The organism is Streptomyces sp. NPDC096152, assembly GCF_044763235.1.
Taxonomy (GTDB): domain Bacteria; phylum Actinomycetota; class Actinomycetes; order Streptomycetales; family Streptomycetaceae; genus Streptomyces.
In genome coordinates this window covers 259,885-282,145 of the sequence record NZ_JBIWFW010000003.1, presented here as the reverse complement: position 1 = coordinate 282,145, position 22,261 = coordinate 259,885, and the positions used below count along the sequence as shown (strand labels likewise).

13 protein-coding genes are annotated in these 22,261 nt (G+C 72.2%); 8 read left to right on the top strand and 5 right to left on the bottom strand.

The genetic code is table 11. The features are described 5' to 3' along the window. Window positions 1-49: 49 nt before the first annotated feature. Together ACIQ9G_RS11475 and ACIQ9G_RS11470 are read right to left on the bottom strand one after the other, a co-directional pair. Window positions 50-448, bottom strand: a complete 399-nt coding sequence (locus ACIQ9G_RS11475; RefSeq protein ID WP_403608272.1) for an ankyrin repeat domain-containing protein — start codon at window positions 446-448, stop codon at window positions 50-52. A 1,099-nt stretch (window positions 449-1,547) separates the two neighbouring features. Beyond that, window positions 1,548-1,742, bottom strand: a complete 195-nt coding sequence (locus tag ACIQ9G_RS11470) for a hypothetical protein (protein WP_403608271.1) — start codon at window positions 1,740-1,742, stop codon at window positions 1,548-1,550. Window positions 1,743-2,101: 359 nt separating this feature from the next. Here ACIQ9G_RS11470 and ACIQ9G_RS11465 point away from each other — a divergent pair, with 359 nt between their 5' ends. Further along, window positions 2,102-2,446, top strand: coding sequence for a hypothetical protein (locus ACIQ9G_RS11465; protein WP_403608270.1), 345 nt, complete (start codon window positions 2,102-2,104; stop codon window positions 2,444-2,446). 814 nt (window positions 2,447-3,260) lie between these two features. Here ACIQ9G_RS11465 and ACIQ9G_RS11460 read toward each other — a convergent pair. Further along, entirely contained in the window at window positions 3,261-4,802 is a 1,542-nt protein-coding gene (locus ACIQ9G_RS11460; protein ID WP_403608269.1) for an alpha/beta hydrolase, read from the bottom strand. A gap of 236 nt (window positions 4,803-5,038) precedes the next feature. Further along, complete coding sequence (locus ACIQ9G_RS11455; protein ID WP_403608268.1) at window positions 5,039-7,957, bottom strand: lysylphosphatidylglycerol synthase domain-containing protein; 2,919 nt, start codon at window positions 7,955-7,957, stop codon at window positions 5,039-5,041. Between the two features lie 186 nt (window positions 7,958-8,143). On the opposite strand from ACIQ9G_RS11455, the gene ACIQ9G_RS11450 reads away from it, so the two are divergent. The 5 genes from ACIQ9G_RS11450 (at window position 8,144) to nudC (ending at window position 18,851) form a co-directional block, all read left to right on the top strand. Further along, complete coding sequence (locus ACIQ9G_RS11450; protein ID WP_403608267.1) at window positions 8,144-8,557, top strand: MGMT family protein; 414 nt, start codon at window positions 8,144-8,146, stop codon at window positions 8,555-8,557. A 290-nt stretch (window positions 8,558-8,847) separates the two neighbouring features. Beyond that, window positions 8,848-12,450, top strand: coding sequence for a UvrD-helicase domain-containing protein (locus ACIQ9G_RS11445; protein WP_403608266.1), 3,603 nt, complete (start codon window positions 8,848-8,850; stop codon window positions 12,448-12,450). 231 nt (window positions 12,451-12,681) lie between these two features. Further along, window positions 12,682-16,341: a UvrD-helicase domain-containing protein gene (locus ACIQ9G_RS11440; protein ID WP_403608265.1), complete on the top strand. Its 3,660-nt coding sequence runs from the start codon at window positions 12,682-12,684 to the stop codon at window positions 16,339-16,341. A gap of 10 nt (window positions 16,342-16,351) precedes the next feature. Continuing rightward, window positions 16,352-17,755, top strand: coding sequence for a dipeptidase (locus ACIQ9G_RS11435; protein WP_403608264.1), 1,404 nt, complete (start codon window positions 16,352-16,354; stop codon window positions 17,753-17,755). A 142-nt stretch (window positions 17,756-17,897) separates the two neighbouring features. Further along, window positions 17,898-18,851, top strand: a complete 954-nt coding sequence (nudC, locus tag ACIQ9G_RS11430) for an NAD(+) diphosphatase (RefSeq protein WP_403608263.1) — start codon at window positions 17,898-17,900, stop codon at window positions 18,849-18,851. Between the two features lie 179 nt (window positions 18,852-19,030). Here the strand turns inward: nudC and ACIQ9G_RS11425 are convergent, their stop codons facing one another. Further along, complete coding sequence (locus ACIQ9G_RS11425) at window positions 19,031-19,273, bottom strand: mycoredoxin (RefSeq protein ID WP_356185894.1); 243 nt, start codon at window positions 19,271-19,273, stop codon at window positions 19,031-19,033. A 182-nt stretch (window positions 19,274-19,455) separates the two neighbouring features. On the opposite strand from ACIQ9G_RS11425, the gene ACIQ9G_RS11420 reads away from it, so the two are divergent. After that, complete coding sequence (locus tag ACIQ9G_RS11420; protein WP_403608262.1) at window positions 19,456-21,660, top strand: ATP-dependent DNA helicase UvrD2; 2,205 nt, start codon at window positions 19,456-19,458, stop codon at window positions 21,658-21,660. A gap of 163 nt (window positions 21,661-21,823) precedes the next feature. Further along, on the top strand, window positions 21,824-22,144 hold the full coding sequence (locus ACIQ9G_RS11415; protein ID WP_392191074.1) for a hypothetical protein: 321 nt from the start codon (window positions 21,824-21,826) through the stop codon (window positions 22,142-22,144). Window positions 22,145-22,261 lie beyond the last annotated feature (117 nt).

The window sequence follows — 22,261 nt, the reverse complement described above, 5'->3', positions numbered from 1 at the left end:
AAGCACCCCCCTGAGCAGGGGAAGAGCCGTCGTCGACTGTCGTCATCTGTCATTGTTGAGCACCCCCGCACGGCCCAGAGACGGCCCATGCGGGGGGTGTCGCAGTGTCAAGCTGAGCCCACTTACAGAGCAATGATTCCGCAAGCCAGTGACCAGACTCGGACGCGATGTCGGCAGGTGTCTGGCCAGCCTGATCGCGAATGGTGAAGTCCACGCCAGCGGTCAGCAGGTATGCGGTGCAGTCCACATGCGCTCGCCCTTCGCGTTCAGACCAAGCCCTTTCGACCTCGGCTTCCACAGCGTGATGAAGGAGTGTTCTGCCCCGCTGGTCGAGGCGGTTGGGGTCGAACACTCGCATGGTGACGCACGCGCGGAGCCCGTCGATGTCCTCGTTCTGCGCTGCTCCTATGGCTCCGTGCCAGACACGCTCTTTCTCGTCAGGCGTCATGATCCCTCCCCATATGTGTGCCGCACTGTATCGACCGGGCAAAGGCGATGGGCGCCGCCCCGCGGTGAGGACGGCGCCCGTACGAGGTGAAGGCTTTGAGGTCTGACCTCATCCTTATCAGGTCGATCACAGTGCACCTGGAAGCTGGAGTGATCCCTGCCCGGCAACGGCCTGCCGACCGCTGGAGGCCGCGCTCGACCGGGCCCGTCCGCCGTTGTTGGTGTCAGCCGTTGGTGTCAGGAAACTGCGGTGGGTTGACATGAGCCCGCATGACAACAGCAGTGCGCCAACCGCGTAGATCGAACGCGGCCCACGCGGCAGGCTGGCACCTCATACTGTCACCCCTACCCTTGAACCAGCCTGATTTCTCACAGACCAAATACGAACCACATCAGCGCGAGACACAGAAACCCAATGACGATCCATATCGCGATCTTGCGCGAGTAACTCCTGTGCTTCGCAGGGTCGACCGACGACATGTTCTTGCGGTCGTGCCAGGCAGTATTCGCAAGCCCAACGCAGAAAAAGGCGGCGATCAGGAGCACCGTACCGATACACCAAAACAGAATTCTCACTATTACTCCGATCTTCTCTGGGATGGAAATTCCTGTCGAAGAACTCAGTTGCTGGCAACCCGATAAGACGCGATGATCTCACTCGCACCCGCCCACCACTCACCCCAGCTCCCATCCCGTCTGCCGTCGACCCACACACCGTGGAGCGGGCGTGGTTCAGGGGCGTCAAGGTGGAGCGCGCCACTGTACGAACGACTGTGAGGATTGGTCGTGGCACCGCTCGGCGGCCTGACCCACCGAACGATTGACGCTTCGGGCTGTCCTTTCCAGGAATCGTCGGCCGGCTGGGCGGTGCTGCTATGCACGCGGCCGGTCGAGCGCCGGTGACCTCATAGGAGCCCGGCCAAGGGTCCCGTCACAGTCTTGTCCTGGCGCCCCACCGGCCCGTATGGCACGTGCCGTCTGGCCGAGGTGGGCGCCGTCCTCACCGCGGGGCGGCGCCCGTCACTCTCCCAGCCATCCCTTCTGACCAGTAGACCGGCTCCCCTCCCAACGACTCCATTACAAGATCGCCCGGACGCGGTCTAGCTGACAGGGCTCCGCTCGGCCAGCTCGCGCAGTGACTCGGGGATGCGAGGGTCTGAGAGCTGGATCAGGTCGCGGATGACTTCGCGGGCCAAGTGGTGGTCGTGGATCTGCTCGGGCGCCAGGGCTTCGGCCTCCAGGAGTGCGGCTGCGGCCTCGCCGACGTGTCGCCGCTGCGCGTGTGCTCGCGCCACGTCAAGCAGGAAACGTGACTGCCGCTCGGGCGAAAGGCTCGATCCGTCCGTCTCGCCGACCAGCGGGACTCACGAAGCCCACGGCTCTGACCAGTTCAGACGCCGTGGGCTTCCGTCGTTGTCGGTCGACGTTGGCTGGGCTCGCACGGCTCAGGGACGGACCGGTCTCCGGCTGGGGCGCAGGCGGCGGTGTTGGCCACGTCGGTCATCATGCCGCTCGGCCGCCCACCTGTCGGCTCCGGTGCCTTGCTCGCCCTTCCGGGGTAATCGCAGGACAGACTCTCGACGCGCTCCGCCCCCCGGAGCCCTCGTCCCTTACGCTTTCGCCATCACAGAACGTGAGGAACGATGTGAGAAGCGTGATTGAAGCGCTGCGTAGCCCGCGGCGCCCTTTTGTGCTCGGCGCAGTGCTGACCGTCGCGCTGGTGGTGCAGTCGGCCGCACTTGTAGCCCAGCAATTGCAGATCGACAGTCTGCAGACACAGCCCATCGACTTCCAGGAGCACCTCGAGCCCGGTCCCCCCGGCCCGTCCGGGCCGTCCGGTCCTCCCGGACCTGGGGGACCCGTCGGCCCGCCAGGCAAGGACGGGAAAGACGGGAAGGACGGCAAGGACGGTAATGACGGGAAGGACGGGAAGGACGGCCAGAACGGCCAGGATGCCGTCGCCCCGCCGGAGCCGAGCTGTCCTCCGTCAAAATCCTGAAGATGTTCAGTCCTTGCACAGCGGGATGGGCTCGATCGCAGTGCAGGCAGCCCCTCCGGTGAACCGCGCCGGCGCGAGGTGTCGGCCGGATCGCTGCCCCGGTGCGGGTGGTCGGCCGACGGTCGAGGGCTGTTGGCGATCGGCTGCCGTCATGGCAGTCGTGCCCCTCGTCACCGGGCGGCCGACAGGGCGGCCGACAAGCCCCCCCCGGTGACACATCCGCGGAGGGCGTCCCCGCTTGGCCGAGGGCCGGGAGGCGCCGGCCGGCCCGAGCCCGGCGCCTCCGAGTGGCGCCTTGAGCGCTTTCATCGTCACACAGCGTAAGGAATAACGTGAGAAGCGTAAACGAGGCGTGGCGCGGCCCACGGCGCCGCCTTGTGCTCAGCGCAGTGCTGACTGTCACGATCGTCGCGCAGTCAGCACTGCTCGTCGCCCACCAACAGCGGATCGACGAACTCCGGGCACGGCGCATCGAGCTTCAGGGGGGTGGCGTCGAGCAGGGTTCCCCGGGGCCGCCCGGCCCCTCCGGTCCCTCGGGTCCGCCGGGCCCTACCGGCCCGACAGGTAAAGCGGGGCGGGACGGGAGAGACGGTCACCACGGCAAGAGAGGTTACGACGGAAGAAGGGGGAAGAAGGGCAAGAGAGGGCGCGTTGTCCGCCCGCACTCCCCTCACGAGCTCCCCGCGGTTGTGTCACGGTGATCGGTCACGCCATCGTAGGCGGATCGGGAGAAAGCCGTGGAAGCCTGTGGATAACCGATAACCGATAACCGATAACCGCTTTACCTGGTTTTTTGTCGCAATTTTCGTGAGGGTCAGGAGCAGACCGTTCCGGCGGCGGGCACCTTTCCGTCGAGCAGGTAGCGGTTCACCGTGTCCTGCACGCATTTGTTCCCGCTGTCGTACGCGCCGTGCCCCTGCCCCTTGTAGGTCAGTTCCACGCCGACGCCCTTGCCCAGCGCGTCCACCATCCTCTTCGCACCAGCGTAGGGAGTCGCCGGATCGCCGGTGTTGCCCACGACCAGGATCGGCGCCGACCCGGGCGCGCTCACGTCGGGATGATCGGCCGCGCCCGGTACCGTCCAGTCGGCGCAGCTGAGCATGCCCCAGGCGAGGAAGTCGCCGAACAGCGGGGAGGCGGCCCGGAACTCGGGCAGTTTCTGCTGGACGTAGCCGGCGGTGTAACGCTGCTTCTGGTCGGCGCAGTTGATCGCGACGTTCGCGGCGGTGATGTTGCTGTACTCGCCGTTGTCGCTACGGCCGTTCATCGCGTCGGACAGCAGCATGAGGATCTTGCCGTCACCGGCGTAGGCCTGTTGCAGGCCCTGGGTGAGGGCGCTCCACAGATCCTTGGAGTACAGGGCCTGCGCGATGCCGTTGATCGCGGCGGTCTGGGTGAGCCGGCGCGGGAAGATGCCCGCGATCGGTTTGGCGTCGAGACCCTCCAGCAGCTTGGCGATGCGCTTCTCGACGTCCTGCTGGGTGCTGCCGATCGGGCACGGGGTGCTCTTGGAGACGCAGTCCCGCGCGAAGTTGTCCAGGGCGAGCTGGAAGCCCTCGGCCTGGCCGAGCGAGCTCTGCTCGGGGTTCTGCGTGGGGTCCACGACCCCGTCCAGGACGGCACGGCCCACGTGCTGGGGGAACAAGTGGGCGTACACCCCGCCGAGTTCCGTGCCGTAGGAGATGCCGAAGTAGTACAGCTTGGGGTCGCCGAGCACCTGGCGCATCAGATCCATGTCGCGAGCCGCGTCGGTGGTGCGCACATGGGGGAGGACCTTCGCGGAGTTCTTCTCGCATCCCGCGTTGAACTGCTTGGTGTTGTTCTGGAACCGGGTGCGCTCGGCGGCGTCGTCGGGCGTCGCGTCCTGCTGGAAGTACCGGTCGAGCTGGGCGTCGCTCTCGCACTTCACACCCGCGCTGCGGCCCACCCCGCGCGGGTCGAAGCTCACCAGGTCGTAGCGCGTGCGCAGCTTGGCGTAGTCCTGGCCGACCGCGGGGAGGGTGCTGACGCCGGAGCCGCCGGGGCCGCCGAAGTTGAAGATCAGCGAGCCGATGCGGGCGCCGGGACCGCTGGCCCTGGCCCGGATCAGCGCGATGTCGATGGTGTCGCCGTTGGGCTTGTTCCAGTCCAGGGGCGCCTTCATGGTGGCGCACTGCCACTTGCCGCCGTTCGGCAGCGGCGACGGCGCGGAGCCGCCGCCCTCCGACGCGGAGGGGGCGGGACAGTCTTTCCAGGTGAGCTGCTGCGTCGACGGGTCCCCGCCTCCGGTACCTCCGCCGCAGCCCGCCAGCGCGGAGGACAGCAGGAGGGCGGTTGTGGTCAGGACGGCGGTGCGCGGCCCGCGGGGGTTCTGCATACCTTCATCCTCACGCCGCGGGCGGCAACCCGCGCGGGACGTGGGCCGTCCGGGGTACGGAGGTCTGGGATTGGGATAGGACCGTCTGGGATACGGGCCGTCCGGGGTAAGGGCGGGCAGTCCGAGTACGGGCCGTCCCGGGTAAGGGCGGTCAGTCCGAGTACGGCCCTCCGGGGTACCCGCCATCCCGGCTACGGCCCGCACCGTCCGGGATGGATACGCCCGTGCCCGGCGCCCTACAGGGTGCCCTTGCGCGTCAGATGGTTGAAGGCCAGCCAGCCCGGCAGTACCGGCAGCCACAGGGTCAGCAGCCGGAACATCAGCACCGCGGGGGCGGCGACCTCCTTGGGCAGGCCCACGGCGATCAGACCGACCGTGAGGGTCGCCTCGACCGCGCCCACCCCGCCCGGCGTCGGGGCGGCGGAACCGAGCGCGTTGCCCGCCAGGAAGACGACGGCGACGCCGGCGATGCTGACCGAGGTGGAGGTGTCGCCGAACGCCCGGATCGACGCGTCCAGGCACATCACGAAGCAGAAGGTCAGCAGCAGCATCCCGCCGATGCCGGTGACCAGCTTCTGCGGCCGCTGCAGCACGTCCAGCATGCGCGGCACGACCCCCGCGAACAGCGACCGTACGCGCGTGACGACGAACTTCCGCAGGAACGGCACCGACGTGACCACCAGGACCAGCACCGCGACCGTCAGCAGGCCCGCGATGACCGTGCGGGACGGCGACAGCGACGGCGTCTTCTCGGTGCCGGTCAGATAGCCGAAGGACAGCAGCATCAGGATGTGGCAGCCCAGCCCGAAGAGCTGCGAGGCGCCGACGCTCGCCACGGCCAGTCCGGGCCGTACCCCGGCCCGCTGCAGGAATCGCGTGTTCAGGGCGACCCCGCCGACCGCGGCGGGCGCCACGATCTTCACGAAGGAGCCCGCCACCTGCGCCGCCACGGTCCGCAGGAACGGCACCCGCTCCGGCACGAACCCCAGCAGGGCCATCGCCGCCGCCACATAGCTGAGCGCCGAGAACAGCACCGCGGCCCCCACCCAACCCCACTGCGCGTGGGCGAAGAGCGTGCCGAACTCGATGTGCGTGAGCTGCGTCAGCAGGTAGTACGCACCGATGGCGCCGGCGATGAAACTGAGCAGCGTGCGCGGCCGCACCCGCTCCAGCCGGGCCGGCTCGACCGGCGCCTGCGGCCTGATCCGCAGCACCTGGTGCCGGATCTGCGTGAGCAGATCCTCCTCGCGGGCCTCGTCCATGGCCTCGTCGATGGCCCGCTTCTCCGCCCGCGCCTCGGCCCGCACGGTCTTCTTGTCCGGCTTCTCCGGTACCGTCCCGGCCTCCTCGGCGGCCTGTTCCAGCCGCGCCTGCTTGGCCTGCCGGGACGCCTCCAGAACCGCCTCGCGCTCCCGATGCGCACGCTCCCGGCCCAGCCTGCGCAGGGTCGCGCGGGTGCTGCGGGTCAGTGCGATGGGCTGGAGCATCGGCAGGCAGTCGGCGACCGCGTCGGGTCCCAGGACGCCGACCGCGGAGGACACGGACCGCTCGGCGCCCACTCTGAGGCCGAGCGTGGTCAGCAGCTGGGCGATGTCCATGCGCAGCAGCAGATCGCCGGCCGCGATCTCGCCGCCGCGCATATCGGTGAGGATCACCCTGCCGGAACGATCCACCAGGATCGCGTCGCCCGCCAGCCTGCGGTGCGCGATGCGCCGCGACTGCAGCGCCCGCACCTGCTGCCAGGTGTGGCGCAGCAACTCGTCGGTGATCTCCTCGTCGGCCAGCGAGTCGAGTGTGCGCCCGCCGGTGTGCTCGTAGACGAGCATCACGGCGTCGGGGCCGAGTTCGGAGGTCGCGATCAGCTTGGGCGCGTGAGCGCCGGCCGCGATGGCCGCGTAGGCGAGCAGGGCCTCCTGCTCCAGGGCCTGGCGCAGCGACTGCAGGCTGCTGCGGGTGGCGAAGCCACGCAGCGTGAGGTTGCGCCAGACGCGGTAGAAGAAGCCCTGCGCCTGCTGCTCGCGGTCGACGACCGTGACGTCCAGCGGTGGGCCGTCCTCCAGGGTGACGAAGTAGCGCCGGCCGCGGTCGCCGTTGTCGGCGGTCTCCGCCGCCTCCTCGCGGGCCGCGCTCACCGGGTGGAAACCGACGGTCCGCAGTCCCGCCATCAGCGTCCGGCCGGTGGGGCGCACGTTCGGCGAGCCCACCGCGTACAGCGTGCCGTAGGCGACGGTCCAGCCGATGAGCACTGTCAGGATGATCGAGAACGGTGTCGTGTAGCCGGTGACCAGCATCGAGAACGCGTCGAGCAGCAGCACGATCCACAGCACCGCGCGCCACCGCGGTCTGCGGGACATGCCCACCGCCGTCATGTACGCGATGACGGGGGCGAGATAGCCGTGCACCGGGTCGGTCAGGGCGTGGATGTCGCCCGGGGAGGGCTGGGTGAGCGCCTCCTGGATCGAGTCGGGCGCGGCCTTGGCGACCCACAGGTCGGTGGCGAGTGTCACTCCGTGCGCGAGGACGGCCGCGAGCACGCCGTCGGCGATGCGCAGCCCGTCCCGTTTGATCAACCGTTCGATCGCGAAGGCGACCGGCACCAGCAGGATCGCGATGCTCGACGCCAGTCCGGCGATCTTGATCAGCAGGTCGGGCGCCTGTCCGGTGCCCTTGTTGATGTCCTGTTCCAGGCCCGAGGTGGTGCCGTGCGCGAACGCGGCGATCGCCAGCAGCACGACGATGCCGAGCAGGCCCACCAGCAGTCGCATCAGGTCCGAGGGACGGTGCACGCGCGCGGGGAGCAGCGGTTCGTCCCCTTCGAGTTCGTCGATGTGCGTCACATCGGCGAACTCGCGGGACCGCTTCTCCGCCTTGCCGCGGGCCTCGGGCTTGCTGCGGTCCGTCGTGTCGGACCGGGCGCCGGGCTTCCCGGGGGCCGGCTCCTCGGACGGGGGCTCTGGCTTCCCCGGGGCCGTCTCCTCGGATCGGGTTCCCGACTTCCTGCGGTCTGGCTCCTCGGACCGGGCCTCGGACCTCCCCCGGACCGTCCCGCCGGGCCGGTCGCCCGTCCGCGTGCCGTCCGTGTCGCCGGTTCCCGGGCGCGACGAGACCCCAGAGGTGCCCTCCGCGTCGTCGGGGTGCACACCCTGCTGCTTCATGGTCTCTTCTTGGTCTCGTATCACCGGTCACCGCCCGCACGATGGTGGCATGCCCCACCGACACACGGGGGCATCAGGGTGCAAATGCGGGGGCGCACAGTCTGCCCGAAGCGCCGCTCCGGGGCGAAGGCCACGCACGGTAACGACCACGTCACGGTGTCGGTGCGGTGCGGCAGGATGGGTCGGATGAGCGACGAGAGCCTTGCCGACGACGGCCCCCAGGAGCACCTGGAGCACCTGGAGCCCCTGGGGGCCCTGGGGGCCCTGCCCGAGTACGCCGAGCGGGTCCTCGAGGTCGCCGAGCTCATTCCACGGGGCCGCGTCATGACGTACGGGGACGTGGCCGAATGGCTGGAGGAGGGCGGACCGCGTCAGGTCGGGCGGGTGATGGCCCTCTACGGCGGACCCGTCCCGTGGTGGCGTGTGGTCCGCGCCGACGGCGTCCTGCTCCCCGGGCACGAACTGCGTGCGCTCGACCACTACCGCGCCGAGGGCACGCCCCTGAAGGAGGCGAGCAGGGCGGCCGAAGGCCACGTGCCGCGCATCGACATGAAGCGGGCCCGCTGGGACGGCGGCCAACGTGCGGAGCGTCACACCTGACAGCTTCCGCCATCGGACGGGGTCGCGGGGAGCCCGTGGCCCGTACGAGGGAATCGGGGCACGTCCGCGCCATGCCGTACGTTCGTGAGTCGAGGGACACACGGGACCGGAGAGCCGGGAGGGAAGAAGGGGAAGCCCTGCTTCCGCGTCGGCGGTCGGCGTAGCGTCTGCTCCACGTGTCCCCCTCATCCCGCGGCCACCGCCCTTCCCATCCGGCGGCCCGGCCGCCCGTCGGCGCCGCGCGCCGGCAGTGACCGACAGCAGCACACCCACCAGGACCGGCGAACCACGTGAGTTCCTCTTCCTCCACCAGGCGCCTGTCGCACCCCCAGGTGCGACAGGGGAACCGTGGCGCTTACCGACTGGTGCGTACCGCACCGGCCCGACAGGACCCCCCTCGTCTTGACGCCGCACAGCGCGCCGTGGTTGACCACGAGAGGGGTCCGTTGCTCGTCCTCGCGGGTCCGGGCACCGGCAAGACCACCACGCTGGTGGAGTCCGTGGCCGCGCGCATCGCCCGTGGCGGGGACCCGGAGCGGATCCTCGTGCTGACGTTCAGCCGCAAGGCGGCCGTCGAGCTGCGCGACCGCATGGCCGCACGCACCGGTGCGGCCCGCGCGCCCCGGGCGACCACCTTCCACTCGTTCTGCTACGCCCTGGTCCGCGCCCATCAGGACAGCGAGCTGTTCGTGGAGCCGATGCGACTGCTGTCGGGTCCCGAACAGGACGTGACCGTCCGCGACCTGCTCGCGGGCCAGGTCGACCTGGAGCGGCTGGGCCTCGCGCACGTGCGGTGGCCGGACGAACTGCGCGCCTGCCTGACCACCCGCGGCTTCGCCGACGAGGTGCGCGCGGTCCTCGCCCGCAGCCGGGAACTGGGCCTCGGCCCCGACGCCCTGGCGGCCTTCGCGCGGCGCATCGGCCGCCCCGACTGGCAGGCCGCCGCCGCGTTCCTCGCCGAGTACCTCGACGTGCTCGACCTGCAGGGCGTCCTCGACTACGCGGAACTCGTCCACCGCGCGGTGCTCCTCGCCCGCCGCCCCGAGATCGCCGAGCGCCTCGCCGCCCAGTACGACGCGGTCTACGTCGACGAGTACCAGGACACCGACCCCGCCCAGGTACGGCTGCTGCACGCCCTCGCCGGTGGCGGCCGCACCCTGCTCGCCTTCGGCGATCCCGACCAGTCGATCTACACCTTCCGGGGCGCGGACGTGAACGGCGTCCTGGAGTTCCCCCAGGCCTTCCCGCGCGCGGACGGCCGCCCCGCGCCCGTGCGGGTGCTGCGCACGTCCCGCCGCTCGGCCGCCGCGCTGCTGACCGCGACCCGGCTGCTGACCCAGCGGATGCCCCTCACCCGCCTCCCGGCCGACAAGGTGCGCGCCCACCGGGAGCTGACGCCGGTCCGCGACGGCGGCCGGGTCGAGGTCTGTACGTACCCGACGCCCGGCACCGAGCTGGACAACATCGCCGACATCCTGCGCCGGGCCCACCTGGAGGAGGGCGTCCCGTGGGGTGAGATGGCGGTCCTGGTCCGCGCCGGCGGCCGTACGATCCCGGCGGTCCGGCGTGCCCTCACAGCCGCCGGCGTGCCCCTGGACGTCGACGGCGACGACCTGCCACTGCGCCACGAACCGGCGGTGGCCCCGCTGCTGACGGCACTGCGGGCGGTGGCGACGGCGGAGGCGTCGCGGCCAGCAGCCGCACCCGCATCGGCACCTGGGCCCGCATCGGCACCCGAACCCGCATCGATACCGGCGTCCGCATCGGCACCCGGACCCGGGCCGGAGCCCGAACTGGAACCTGGGTCCGAGTCGGCACGCGAGCCCGAGCCCGAGTCCGAGCCCGACCCCGAGTCCGGGCCGGAACCCGAACTGGAGCCGGTATCCGAGCCGGAGTCGGAAATCGAGCCCGAGCCCAGGTCGGAACCCCGGCCCGGGTTGGAAACCGAGCCCGGGTCGGAACCCCGGCCCGGGTTGGAAACCGAGCCCGAGCCGCAACCCGAGCCCGCCCCCGACACCTGTTGGCTCGACACCGAGACCGCCCTCACCCTCCTCGCCTCCCCCCTCGCGGGGATGGACGCCGCCGATCTGCGCCGTCTGGGCCGCGCGCTGCGCGAGGAGGAGCGGACCGCGGGCAACCTCCTGCCGCCGCCCTCGGACGAGCTGCTCACACGGGCGCTCGCGGAACCGGAGCGCTTGGTCGCGCACGACCCCGCGTACGCGCGGGGCGCCCAGCGCCTCGGCGCGCTGCTCAGGAAGGCCAGGGAGCGCCTCGCGGGCGGCGGTACGGCCGAGGAGGCACTGTGGGACCTCTGGGAGGGCACCCCCTGGCCCGGACGCCTGGAGCGGGCCGCCCGCCGCGGAGGCGCCGCGGGACGGAACGCGGACCGGGACCTGGACGCCGTCTGCGCGCTGTTCGCGACGGCGGCCCGAGCGGAGGAGCGCACCGGCGGCCGGGGCGCCCTGAACTTCCTGGAGGAGATCGAGGCACAGGACATCGCCGCCGACACGCTGACCCGGCGCGCCGTGCGACCCGACGCCGTACGCCTGATGACCGCGCACCGCTCCAAAGGGCTCCAGTGGCGCCTGGTGGTGGTCGCCGGTGTGCAGGAGGGCCTCTGGCCGGACCTGCGGCGCCGGGGCTCCCTGCTGGAGGCCGACCGCATCGGCCGCGACGGACTCGCCGCGCCGCTCACCCCCGGAGCGCTGCTGGCCGAGGAGCGCCGCCTGTTCTACGTGGCCGCCACGCGCGCGCGTGAGCGTCTCGTGGTGACCGCGGTGAAGGCCCCCGCCGACGACGGCGACCAGCCCTCCCGGTTCGTCACCGAACTCGGCGTCGAACCCAGGGACGTCACCGGGCGCCCGCGCCGCCCGCTCGCCGTGGCGGCACTGGTCGCCGAACTGCGCGCCACGACGGTGGACCCCCAGGTCTCCGACACCCTCCGGGAGGCCGCCGCGCACCGGCTGGCCCGGCTCGCCGCGCTCGCCGACGAGGACGGCCGCCCGCTGGTGCCCGCCGCCCACCCCGACCGATGGTGGGGCATGGCCGAGCCGACCGAGAGCAGGGCGCCGCTGCGCGACCGCGACCAGCCCGTCGTGCTCTCCGGCAGCGCCCTCGACCAGCTCGCCAACACCTGTGCCCTGCAGTGGTTCCTCGGCCGCGAGGTGAAGGCAGACACGCCCGCGACCGCCGCCCAGGGCTTCGGCAACGTGGTGCACGTCCTCGCCGACGAGGTCGCCTCCGGACGGACCCCCGCCGACCTCGCGGTCCTCATGGAGCGCCTGGAGACGGTGTGGAACGCGCTCGCCTTCGACGCGCCGTGGAAGTCGGCGCAGGAGAGGGAGAACGCGCGCGTGGCGCTCGAACGCTTCCTTGAGTGGCACGTCCTGGAGCGCGCCGGCCGGACGCCGGTGGCCAGCGAGCACGACTTCGACGTGGCCCTGGAGGCGGGCGAGCACCAGGTCCGCATCCGCGGCTCCATGGACCGTGTCGAGACCGACGGCGACGGCCGCGCCTACGTCGTCGACTTCAAGACCGGCAAGCAGGCACCCACCTCCGCCGAGGTAGCCCGCCATCCGCAGCTCGCCGTCTACCAGCTCGCCGTCCGCGAAGGCGCCGTGGACGAGGTCTTCGACGGGCGGCGCCCCGAGCCGGGCGGCGCCGAACTCGTGCAGCTGCGCCAGGGCGCGGCGAAACGGGACGGCGGCGAGGCCCTGCCGAAGGTGCAGGCGCAGGAGCCGCTTGAGGGCGAGTGGGTCGGCGATCTGCTGGCCACCGCCGCCGGAAAGGTCCTCGACGAACGCTTCACACCGACCGCCGGGCAGCACTGCGCGCACTGCGCGTTCCGGGCCTCGTGCAGCGCGCGGCCGGAAGGACACCACGTCGTCGAGTGAGCGGGCGCCTCAGGAAGCCGGGCTCCGCCCTCGTCGAGTGAGCGGGCGCCTCCCAGAAGCCGCGCCTCGTCGTCGAGTGACCGTGCGCCGCCGCAAGCCGCTGTCGCCGTCGTCGAGTGGACGCTCGCGGCCCCTGTGACCGACCGCACCCCACGGGGTGACCTGCGCCTCCGCGGTCCCTCGGCGGCCGCTCGGCACGTGCTGTCAGTGGGCGCCGCTAGCCTCTCTGACGTGCCAGCCCGTATCACCGATCCCGAGCAGCTCAAGGAGCTCCTCGGGATTCCCTTCACCCCGGAGCAGACGGCGTGCGTCATCGCGCCGCCCGCCCCGCAGGTGATCGTGGCCGGCGCCGGATCCGGCAAGACGACCGTGATGGCGGCCCGCGTGGTCTGGCTGGTCGGCACCGGGCAGGTCGCCCCCGAGCAGGTCCTCGGCCTGACCTTCACCAACAAGGCCGCCGGCGAGCTGGCCGAGCGCGTCCGCAAGGCGCTGGTGAAGGCCGGCGTCACCGACCCCGACGCGATCGACCCGGACCACCCGCCGGGCGAGCCTGTGATCTCCACGTACCACGCGTTCGCCGGGCGGCTCCTGACCGACCACGGCCTGCGCATCGGACTCGAACCCACCGCCCGGCTGCTCGCCGACGCCACCCGCTACCAGCTCGCCGCACGCGTGCTGCGCGAGGCCCCGGGGCCGTACCCGGCGCTCACCCGCTCGTTCGCGGACCTGGTCGGCGACCTCCTCGCCCTCGACGCCGAGCTGTCCGAGCACCTCGTACGCCCCGAGGAGCTTCGCGCCTGGGACGCCGGCCTGCTCCACTCCCTGGAGAGCGCCAAGCTCACCAACGCCGACCTGCGCAAGGTCCCCGAGACGGCCGCCGCCCGCCGCGCGCTGGCCGAGCTGGTGCTCCGCTACCGGGCCGCCAAGCGCGACCGGGACCTGCTCGACTTCGGCGACCAGATCGCCCTTGCGGCGCGGCTCGGCCGGCTCCCCGAGGTCGGCCGCACCCTGCGCGACGAGTTCCGGGTGGTCCTCCTCGACGAGTACCAGGACACCTCGGTCGCCCAGCGCATCCTGCTGGCCGGCCTCTTCGGCGGCGGCACCGGCCATCCGGTCACGGCCGTCGGCGATCCCTGCCAGGCGATCTACGGCTGGCGTGGCGCCTCCGTCGCCAACCTCGACGACTTCCCCGAGCACTTCGCGCACGCCGACGGCCGCCCCGCCACCCGCCGGGCGCTCAGCGAGAACCGCCGCAGCGGCGGCCGCCTCCTCGACCTCGCCAACGGCCTCGCCGAGCCCCTGCGCGCCATGCACGCGGGCGTGGAGGCCCTCCGTCCCGCTCCCGGCGCCGAACGGGACGGCCTGGTGCGCTGCGCGCTGCTGCGCACCCACGCCGAGGAGATCGACTGGGTGGCCGACTCGATCGCCCACCTCGTCGGCGCGGGGAAGGCGCCCGGCGAGATCGCCGTACTGTGCCGGACGGCCGGCGACTTCGCCGAGATCCAGGGCGCGCTGGTCGCGCGGGACGTCCCGGTCGAGGTGGTCGGCCTGTCCGGGCTGCTGCACCTGCCCGAGGTCGCCGACCTGGTGGCCGTATGCGAGGTCCTGCAGGACCCCGGCGCCAACGCGTCCCTGGTCCGGTTGCTGACCGGCCCGCGCTGGCGCATCGGCCCCCGTGACCTCGCCCTCCTGGGGCGACGGGCGAGGCGGCTCGTCGCCCACGCGCGCGTGGACGCCGGCGACGACCCGGACCGCCGGCTCGCCGAAGCGGTCGAGGGCGTCGACCCGGCCGAGGTGATCTCGCTCGCCGACGCGCTCGACACCTTCCTGGGGGCATCGCTGGACGGCGGCGGGGACGACGACGGGCTGCCGTTCTCCACGGCCGCGCGCGTGCGGTTCGCCCGGCTCGCCGAGGAGCTGCGCGACCTGCGCCGCTCCCTGTCCGACCCGCTGATGGACGTCCTGCACCGGGTCCTCGCCGTCACCGGCCTCGAAGTGGAACTGTCCGCGTCCCCGCACGCGCTGGCCGCCCGCCGCCGCGAGACCCTGTCCAACTTCCTGGACGTCGCCGCCTCCTTCGCCGCCGGCGACGGCGAGGCGACCCTGCTGGCCTTCCTCGGCTTCCTGCGCACCGCCGCCCAGTACGAGAAGGGCCTCGACAACGCGCTGCCCGGCGGCGAGAACACCGTCAAGGTGCTCACCGCGCACAAGTCCAAGGGCCTGGAATGGGACGTCGTCGCCGTCCCCGGCCTGGTCACCGGTACCTTTCCCAGCGGCCAGGGCCGCGAGAAGTGGACCGCCCAGGGCAAGGTCCTGCCGCACGCGTTGCGCGGCGACGCGGACACCCTGCCCGACGTCGAGTCCTGGGACTCCCGCGGCATGAAGGCCTTCCACGAGGCCATGAAGGAGCACCAGCACACCGAGGAGCTCCGCCTCGGCTACGTCACCTTCACCCGCCCCCGCTCCCTGCTCCTCGGCTCCGGGCACTGGTGGGGCCCCAGCCAGAAGAAGCCCCGCGGCCCGTCCGACTTCCTCCAGGCCCTGTACGACCACTGCGCCGCCGGGTACGGCGAGATCGAGGCCTGGGCGGACGAGCCCGGGGAGGACGAGGAGAACCCCGCCCTGCGACGGGCGGCCGCCGACCAGGTCTGGCCCCTGCCCCTGGACGAGGCCGCTCTGGCCCGCCGCCGCGCCGCCGCCGCGACGGTTCTCGCCCACCTCGACCGGCTCGTCTCCCGCGCCGGCGCCCACCCGGCAGCCACACACGCCCCGGACACCCACGAGGACCCGGACTGGCCCACCCCCCCGGACGACGACGAGCCGCCGTACGGCGATCAGCACGACGAGCAGCCCTACGGCGAACAGCTCCACGACGAGGACGCGCCCTTCCCCGACGACGACCCCTTCCGGGAAGACGACCTCTTCCCGGAAGACGACCTCTTCCCGGACGAAGCGCCCCTCCCCGAGGACGATTTCCTCGGCGAAGCCGATCCCACGACCGAGGACACGGCCCCCACGCATGCGCGGAAGGGCGCCCGCCCGACGGTCCCGCACCAGGCCGCGCCACCGGAGCAGCCCTCCGTACCGGCGCCCGCCCGCCACCGGCCCGCATCACCCGCACCACCCACGTCACAGGCGTCACCGGGGTCCTCCCCGTCCCTCACCCCGGAGGAGGCCCGCGCCGTCGCCTCCTGGGACCGCGACCTCGACGCGCTCACCGGCGAGCTCCGGCGCGCCCGGCAGAGCGTCACGGACGTACCCCTGCCGATGACGCTGACCGCGTCGCAGTTGCTGCACCTGGCCGCCGACCCGGACGGGTTCGCGCGGGAACTCGCGCGCCCCATGCCGCGCCCTCCGCAACCCGCCGCGCGCCGAGGCACCCGATTCCACGCGTGGGTGGAGGCCCGCTTCGAAGAGCTCACGCTGCCCCTGCTGGAGCCGGAGGAGCTGCCCGGCGGCGACGCCGAGATCGCCGACGAACGCGACCTGGAGATGCTCAAGGACGCCTTCGAACGCACGGTGTACGCGCACCGCACGCCCTACCGGGTCGAGGCCCCCTTCCAGGTGGCGATCGCCGGCCGCGTCGTCAGGGGCCGCATCGACGCCGTCTACAAGGAGGGCGACGGCGACTCGGCGACGTACGAGATCGTCGACTGGAAGACCGGTCGCGACGGCACCGCCGATCCGCTCCAGCTCGCCGTGTACCGCCTCGCCTGGGCCGAGCAGCGCGGCGTCCCCCTGGAGCGGGTCACGGCGGCGTTCCTGTACGTGCGCAGCGGCGAGGTCGTACGGCCCCGGGGTCTTCCGGACCGGGCCGCGCTGGAGCGGCTGCTGCTGGCGGAGCCGCAGTGTGACGAACCGCCCGAACAGGATGCCATCGCGGGCCGATAGGCTCGGGGCCATGAGCCAGACCCCGGACAGCGCCGTCCGCACGTACATCGAGCAGCACCGCGCCGCCTTCCTCGACGACCTGGCCGAGTGGCTGCGCATCCCCTCGGTGTCGGCCCAGCCGGACCACGCCTCCGACGTGCGGCGCAGCGCCGACTGGCTCGCCGCCAAGCTGAAGGAGACCGGCTTCCCGACCGCCGAGGTCTGGCCGACCCCGGGCGCCCCGGCCGTCTTCGCCGAGTGGCCCTCCGACGACCCCACGGCGCCCACGGTCCTCGTCTACGGGCACCACGACGTGCAGCCCGCCGCCCGCGAGGACGGCTGGGACAGCGAGCCCTTCGAGCCCGTCGTCCGGGACGGCCGTCTCCACGCGCGCGGGGCGGCCGACGACAAGGGCCAGGTGTTCTTCCACACCCTCGGCGTCCGCGCCCACCTCGCCGCCACCGGCCGCACCGTCCCGGCCGTGCACCTGAAGCTGCTGGTCGAGGGCGAGGAGGAGTCCGGCTCCCCGCACTTCCGGGCGCTGGTCGAGCAGCATGCGGACCGGCTCGCCGCCGACGCGGTCATCGTCTCCGACACCGGCATGTGGGCAGAGGACACCCCCACCGTCTGCACCGGCATGCGCGGCCTCGCCGAGTGCGAGATCCGGCTATACGGCCCCGACCAGGACATCCACTCCGGTTCCTTCGGCGGCGCCGTGCCCAACCCGGCCACCGCCGCCGCCCGCATGGTCGCCGCCCTGCACGACGAGCACGCGCGCGTGGCGGTCCCCGGCTTCTACGACGGCGTCGTGGAGCTCACCGACCGCGAGCGGGAGCTCTTCGCCGAGCTGCCCTTCGACGAGCCACGATGGCTTCGCACCGCCAAGTCGTACGCCACCCACGGCGAGGCCGGACACACCACCCTGGAGCGCATCTGGGCCCGCCCCACCGCCGAGGTGAACGGCATCGGAGGTGGCTACCAGGGCCCCGGCAGCAAGACGATCATCCCGTCCTCGGCCATGGTCAAGCTGTCCTTCCGCCTGGTCGCCGGCCAGGACCCCGCGCACGTCGAGAAGGCGGTGCGCGCCTGGGCCGCCGAGCAGGCGCCCGCGGGGATCCGGCTCGAGATCACCTTCAGCTCGGCCACGCGCCCGTGCCTGACGCCCCTGGACCACCCGGCCCTGCAGTCGCTGGTCCGTGCCATGGGCCGCGCCTTCGAGCAGCCGGTCCGCTACACCCGCGAGGGCGGCTCGGGCCCGGCCGCCGACCTCCAGGAGGTCCTCGGTGCCCCGGTGCTGTTCCTGGGCATCTCCGTCCCGTCCGACGGCTGGCACGCCCCCAACGAGAAGGTCGAACTCGCCCTGCTGCTCAAGGGAGTCGAGACCAGCGCATACCTCTGGGGCGACCTCGCGGAGCACTGGCGCGATGCCCCCTGACCGGCGTCCGCCTTCCGGGCGGACGCCCCGCGCGGGGCACACTGGAAGGGCCGCCCCGCACCTCCAGGTCCCACCGGACCCTGTCGCCCGCCGCCGCACGTCCCGCTGAACCGCCGCCGAAACAACCGTTGCACCGGGGGAGTTGGAAGCACCCGTGACCACCTGGACCGACCACAACGCCGATCGACCCATCTCGCTCACCGCGCCCAGCGGCATCGACCGGGCCGCCCACCACCGGCTCGACGAGGCCTGGCTGGCCGCGGCGTGGAGCCACCCCTCGACGCGCTGCTTCGTGGTCTCCGGCGGTCAGGCGCTCATCGACGAGACACCCGACGGACGCACCGAACTCGTCACCACCCCCTCCTTCGAGGCCCCGCTCACCGAGGCGCACCGCTACTTCCTCGGCACGGACGCGGACGGCGTCAGCTATTTCGCGCTGCAGAAGGACGCCCTGCCCGGCCGCATCGACCAGTCGGCCCGCCCGGCGGGGCTGCGCGAGGCCGGCCTGCTGCTGTCGCCCCGGGACGCGGGGCTGATGGTGCACGCCGTGGCGCTGGAGAACTGGCAGCGACTGCACCGCTTCTGCTCCCGCTGCGGCGAGCGCACCGTGATTGCGGCGGCAGGCCACATCCGCCGCTGCCCCGCCTGCGGCGCCGAGCACTACCCGCGCACCGACCCGGCCGTGATCATGGCGGTCACCGACGACGAGGACCGCATCCTGCTCGGCCGCCAGGTGCACTGGCCCGAGGGACGCTTCTCCACGCTCGCCGGGTTCGTGGAGCCCGGCGAGTCCATCGAACAGGCGGTGCGCCGCGAGGTGCACGAGGAGGTGGGCATCGCCGTCGGCCAGGTCGAGTACGTCGCCAGCCAGCCCTGGCCGTTCCCCTCCAGCCTCATGCTGGGCTTCCTGGCCCGCGCCACCTCGACCGACATCGAGGTCGACGGTGACGAGATCCACGAGGCCCGCTGGTTCTCCCGCGACGACCTGGGCGCCGCCTTCGACTCCGGCGAGGTGCTGCCCCCGTACGGCATCTCCATCGCGGCCCGCCTGATCGAACTCTGGTACGGCAAGCCCTTGCCGACGCGGAGCGTCTGACCCGGCACCACGGCGGCCCGACGCAACCGGCGGCGGCCTCGCGCGAGCCGGCGGTGGTCTCGTGTGGGCTGCGGTCTCGCGCGAGCCGGCGAGGTCCGTCGCACCGCGCACAGCATGAGAAAGCGGTCCCTGACACAGGTCAGGGACCGCTTTCGTACGCGCCCGAGTCGGCGTTCCGCCTACGCGCTGATCTTCTGCTTCACCTGGGCGAGCGACGGGTTCGTCAGCGTCGAGCCGTCGGCGAACAGCACGGTCGGGACCGTCTGGTTTCCGCCATTGGCCTTCTCGACGAACGCCGCGGACTCAGGGTCCAGCTCGATGTTGATCTCGGTGTACGCGATGCCCTCGCGGTCCATCTGGCTCTTCAGCCGGCGGCAGTAGCCGCACCACGTGGTGCTGTACATCGTCACGGAACCCTGCATCTCGCTCGCGCTCCTCAGGCAGCTCGGGGAAGGTCGTCCGGAGAGGGAACGTACGCGACGGGGCGGGACATTCCCACGGGGGGTATCGGCCGGACGTGACGCCCGACGCATAAGTACGACCGCGGGTGCCTCCCTGTGGACAACCGGCGCACCCGTCTCCGGCGACCTGGCAGCATGGCCGTGTGACAGCAGCAACGCACTCCCCCCTTTTCCCGCGGGTACCGGACACGGCCGACGCGGTGCTCGAAGGGCTCGACCCCGAGCAGCGCGAGGTGGCCACCGCCCTGCGCGGTCCGGTGTGCGTACTGGCGGGCGCCGGCACCGGCAAGACCCGGGCGATCACCCACCGGATCGCCTACGGGGTGCGCGCCGGGATCCTCCAGCCCTCCAGCGTGCTCGCCGTCACCTTCACCAACCGCGCCGCCGGCGAGATGCGCGGCCGGCTGCGCCAGCTCGGCGCGCACGGCGTCCAGGCCCGCACCTTCCACTCGGCCGCCCTGCGTCAGCTGCAGTACTTCTGGCCGAAAGCGATCGGTGGCAGCCTGCCCCGGCTCGTCGACCGCAAGATCCAGCTCGTCGCGGACGCGGCCGCCGCCTGCCGCATCCGCCTGGACCGCGGCGAGCTGCGGGACGTCACCGCCGAGATCGAGTGGTCCAAGGTCACCCAGACCGTCCCGTCCGACTACGCGCCCGCGGCCGCGAAGGCCGGCCGTGAGGTGCCCCGCGACCCCGCCGAGATCGCCCAGCTCTACTCCGTCTACGAGGACCTGAAGCGGAGCCGCTCGGTCATCGACTTCGAGGACGTCCTGCTGCTCACCGTCGCCGTCCTCCAGGACCGGCGCGACATCGCCGAACAGGTCCGCGCCCAGTACCAGCACTTCGTGGTCGACGAGTACCAGGACGTCAGCCCGCTGCAGCAGCGCCTGCTGGAGCTGTGGCTCGGCGACCGGGACGACCTGTGCGTCGTCGGCGACGCCAGTCAGACCATCTACTCCTTCACGGGCGCGACCCCCGACCACCTTCTCGACTTCCGCACCCGCCACCCCCATGCGACCGTCGTCAAGCTGGTCCGCGACTACCGCTCCACGCCCCAGGTCGTCCACCTCGCCAACGGGCTGCTCGCCCAGGCCCGCGGCCGGGCCGCCGACCACCGTCTGGAACTGGTCTCCCAGCGCCCCGCCGGCCCGGAACCCGACTACACCGAGTACGTCGACGAGCCCGCCGAGGCCGAGGGCGCCGCCCGCCGCATCCGCGACCTCATCGCCTCCGGCGTCCCGGCGAGCGAGATCGCGATCCTGTTCCGCACCAACGCCCAGTCCGAGACCTACGAGCAGGCCCTGGCCGACCTCGGCGTGCCCTACCAGCTGCGCGGTGCGGAGCGCTTCTTCGACCGGCCTGAGGTGCGCAAGGCGGGCGTCGCCCTGCGCGGCGCCGCCCGCTTCGGGGGCAACGACTCCCTCCTCGACGACGCCGTCGACCTGCCCTCGCAGGTGCGCGCCGTCCTGTCCGGCGAGGGCTGGACCCCGCAGCCCCCGGCCGGCTCCGGCGCCGTCAGGGAGCGCTGGGAGTCGCTGGCCGCCCTGGTGAACCTGGCCCGGGACTTCGCCGCCGCCAAGCCCGGCGCCACCCTCGGCGACCTGGTGGCCGAGCTCGACGAGCGGGCGAGTGCCCAGCACGCCCCCACCGTGCAGGGCGTCACCCTCGCCTCCCTGCACTCCGCCAAGGGCCTGGAGTGGGACGTCGTCTTCCTGGTCGGCGTCGCCGAGGGCATGGTCCCGATCACCTACGCCAGAACCGACGAGCAGATCGAGGAGGAGCGCCGGCTGCTCTACGTCGGCGTCACCCGCGCCCGCGAGCGGCTGCACGTGTCCTGGGCGCTGTCCCGCTCGCCGGGCGGCCGGGCGAGCCGCCGCCCCAGCCGCTTCCTCGACGGACTGCGTCCCGGCTCCGCGTCGGCCGCCGGGCGCGCCCCGGCGGGGGCCGCCGGGGGTGTGGAGCGCGGCTTCACCGTGCCCAGGGGCGCCGCCGAGGCCGTCCCGCGGCGCGCCCGGCGCACCCCGGCCCGCTGCCGGGTCTGCGGCCGCACGCTCACCGACGCCGGTGAGATGAAGCTGATGCGCTGCGAGGACTGTCCCTCCGACATGGACGAGGGACTCTACGAGCGGCTGCGCGAGTGGCGGGCGGACCAGGCGCAGGCCAGTGGACAGCCGGCCTTCTGCGTCTTCACCGACAAGACCCTGATGGCGATCGCCGAGGCCGTGCCCGACGACGAGCGGGAGCTGGCGCGCATCCCCGGGGTCGGCATGCGCAAGCTCCACCGTTACGGGGCCGATGTTCTCGCCCTCTGCGCAGGCCAGGACCCTGCCGGAGCAGAAGAGGGGGACTGATGCCAACTCGTCGAAAAAATAGTTTGCGCATGCCCCGGCAATCCCCATAGGTTCTTGGTCACGGGAACAGCGGCCTTCCTGAGGCCCTGATTCCGTGTTGTACTTGCATATCCAACGGGCTGGTTCGTCCCAGCCCTTGAGACGCCGAGAGGAGGCGAGTCCAGTGATCAGCATCGAGAGCCGCTTCGTCAGCTCCGCCAAAATGACCGATCGCTCGGTCGTCTCCCTGTGCATGCCCGGCGTCTCCCACCGGGGCACCGGTCTGTCCGGCATCCGTGCCGTGCGTCCGGCGTCCTCCCTTGCTCTCGCGGGTCTTCCCGTCCGTGAGCGCAATGAGCGACCGACCAAGGCACTGGAAGCAGTAGCGGCACAGGCGCAGGCCTATGCCTTTACGGCGGCCGGTGCCGGAGCCCGGAAGCAGACGACGCAGCACCACCTGATGTGGGCCTTCCGTGGGCCAGAACCCTGGAGTGATCCAGCCTGATCGCCGATCAGGCCGGCGCCTTCAGGGCCGCGGAACCCCACCCGGGATCCGCGGCCCTTCTGTTTTCCCCGAACGGGGACGGCGGAGCGAAGGGGCCTCGGGCAGCAAGAGAACCCG

Excerpts from the sequence above, each read along its gene's own strand:
- ACIQ9G_RS11475 (WP_403608272.1), bottom strand. The coding sequence starts at position 448 with ATGACGCCTGACGAGAAAGAGCGTGTCTGGCACGGAGCCATAGGAGCA.
- ACIQ9G_RS11435 (WP_403608264.1), top strand. The coding sequence starts at position 16,352 with ATGAGCCAGACCCCGGACAGCGCCGTCCGCACGTACATCGAGCAGCAC.
- ACIQ9G_RS11425 (WP_356185894.1), bottom strand. The coding sequence starts at position 19,273 with ATGCAGGGTTCCGTGACGATGTACAGCACCACGTGGTGCGGCTACTGC.
- ACIQ9G_RS11460 (WP_403608269.1), bottom strand. The coding sequence starts at position 4,802 with ATGCAGAACCCCCGCGGGCCGCGCACCGCCGTCCTGACCACAACCGCC.
- ACIQ9G_RS11455 (WP_403608268.1), bottom strand. The coding sequence starts at position 7,957 with ATGAAGCAGCAGGGTGTGCACCCCGACGACGCGGAGGGCACCTCTGGG.
- ACIQ9G_RS11450 (WP_403608267.1), top strand. The coding sequence starts at position 8,144 with ATGAGCGACGAGAGCCTTGCCGACGACGGCCCCCAGGAGCACCTGGAG.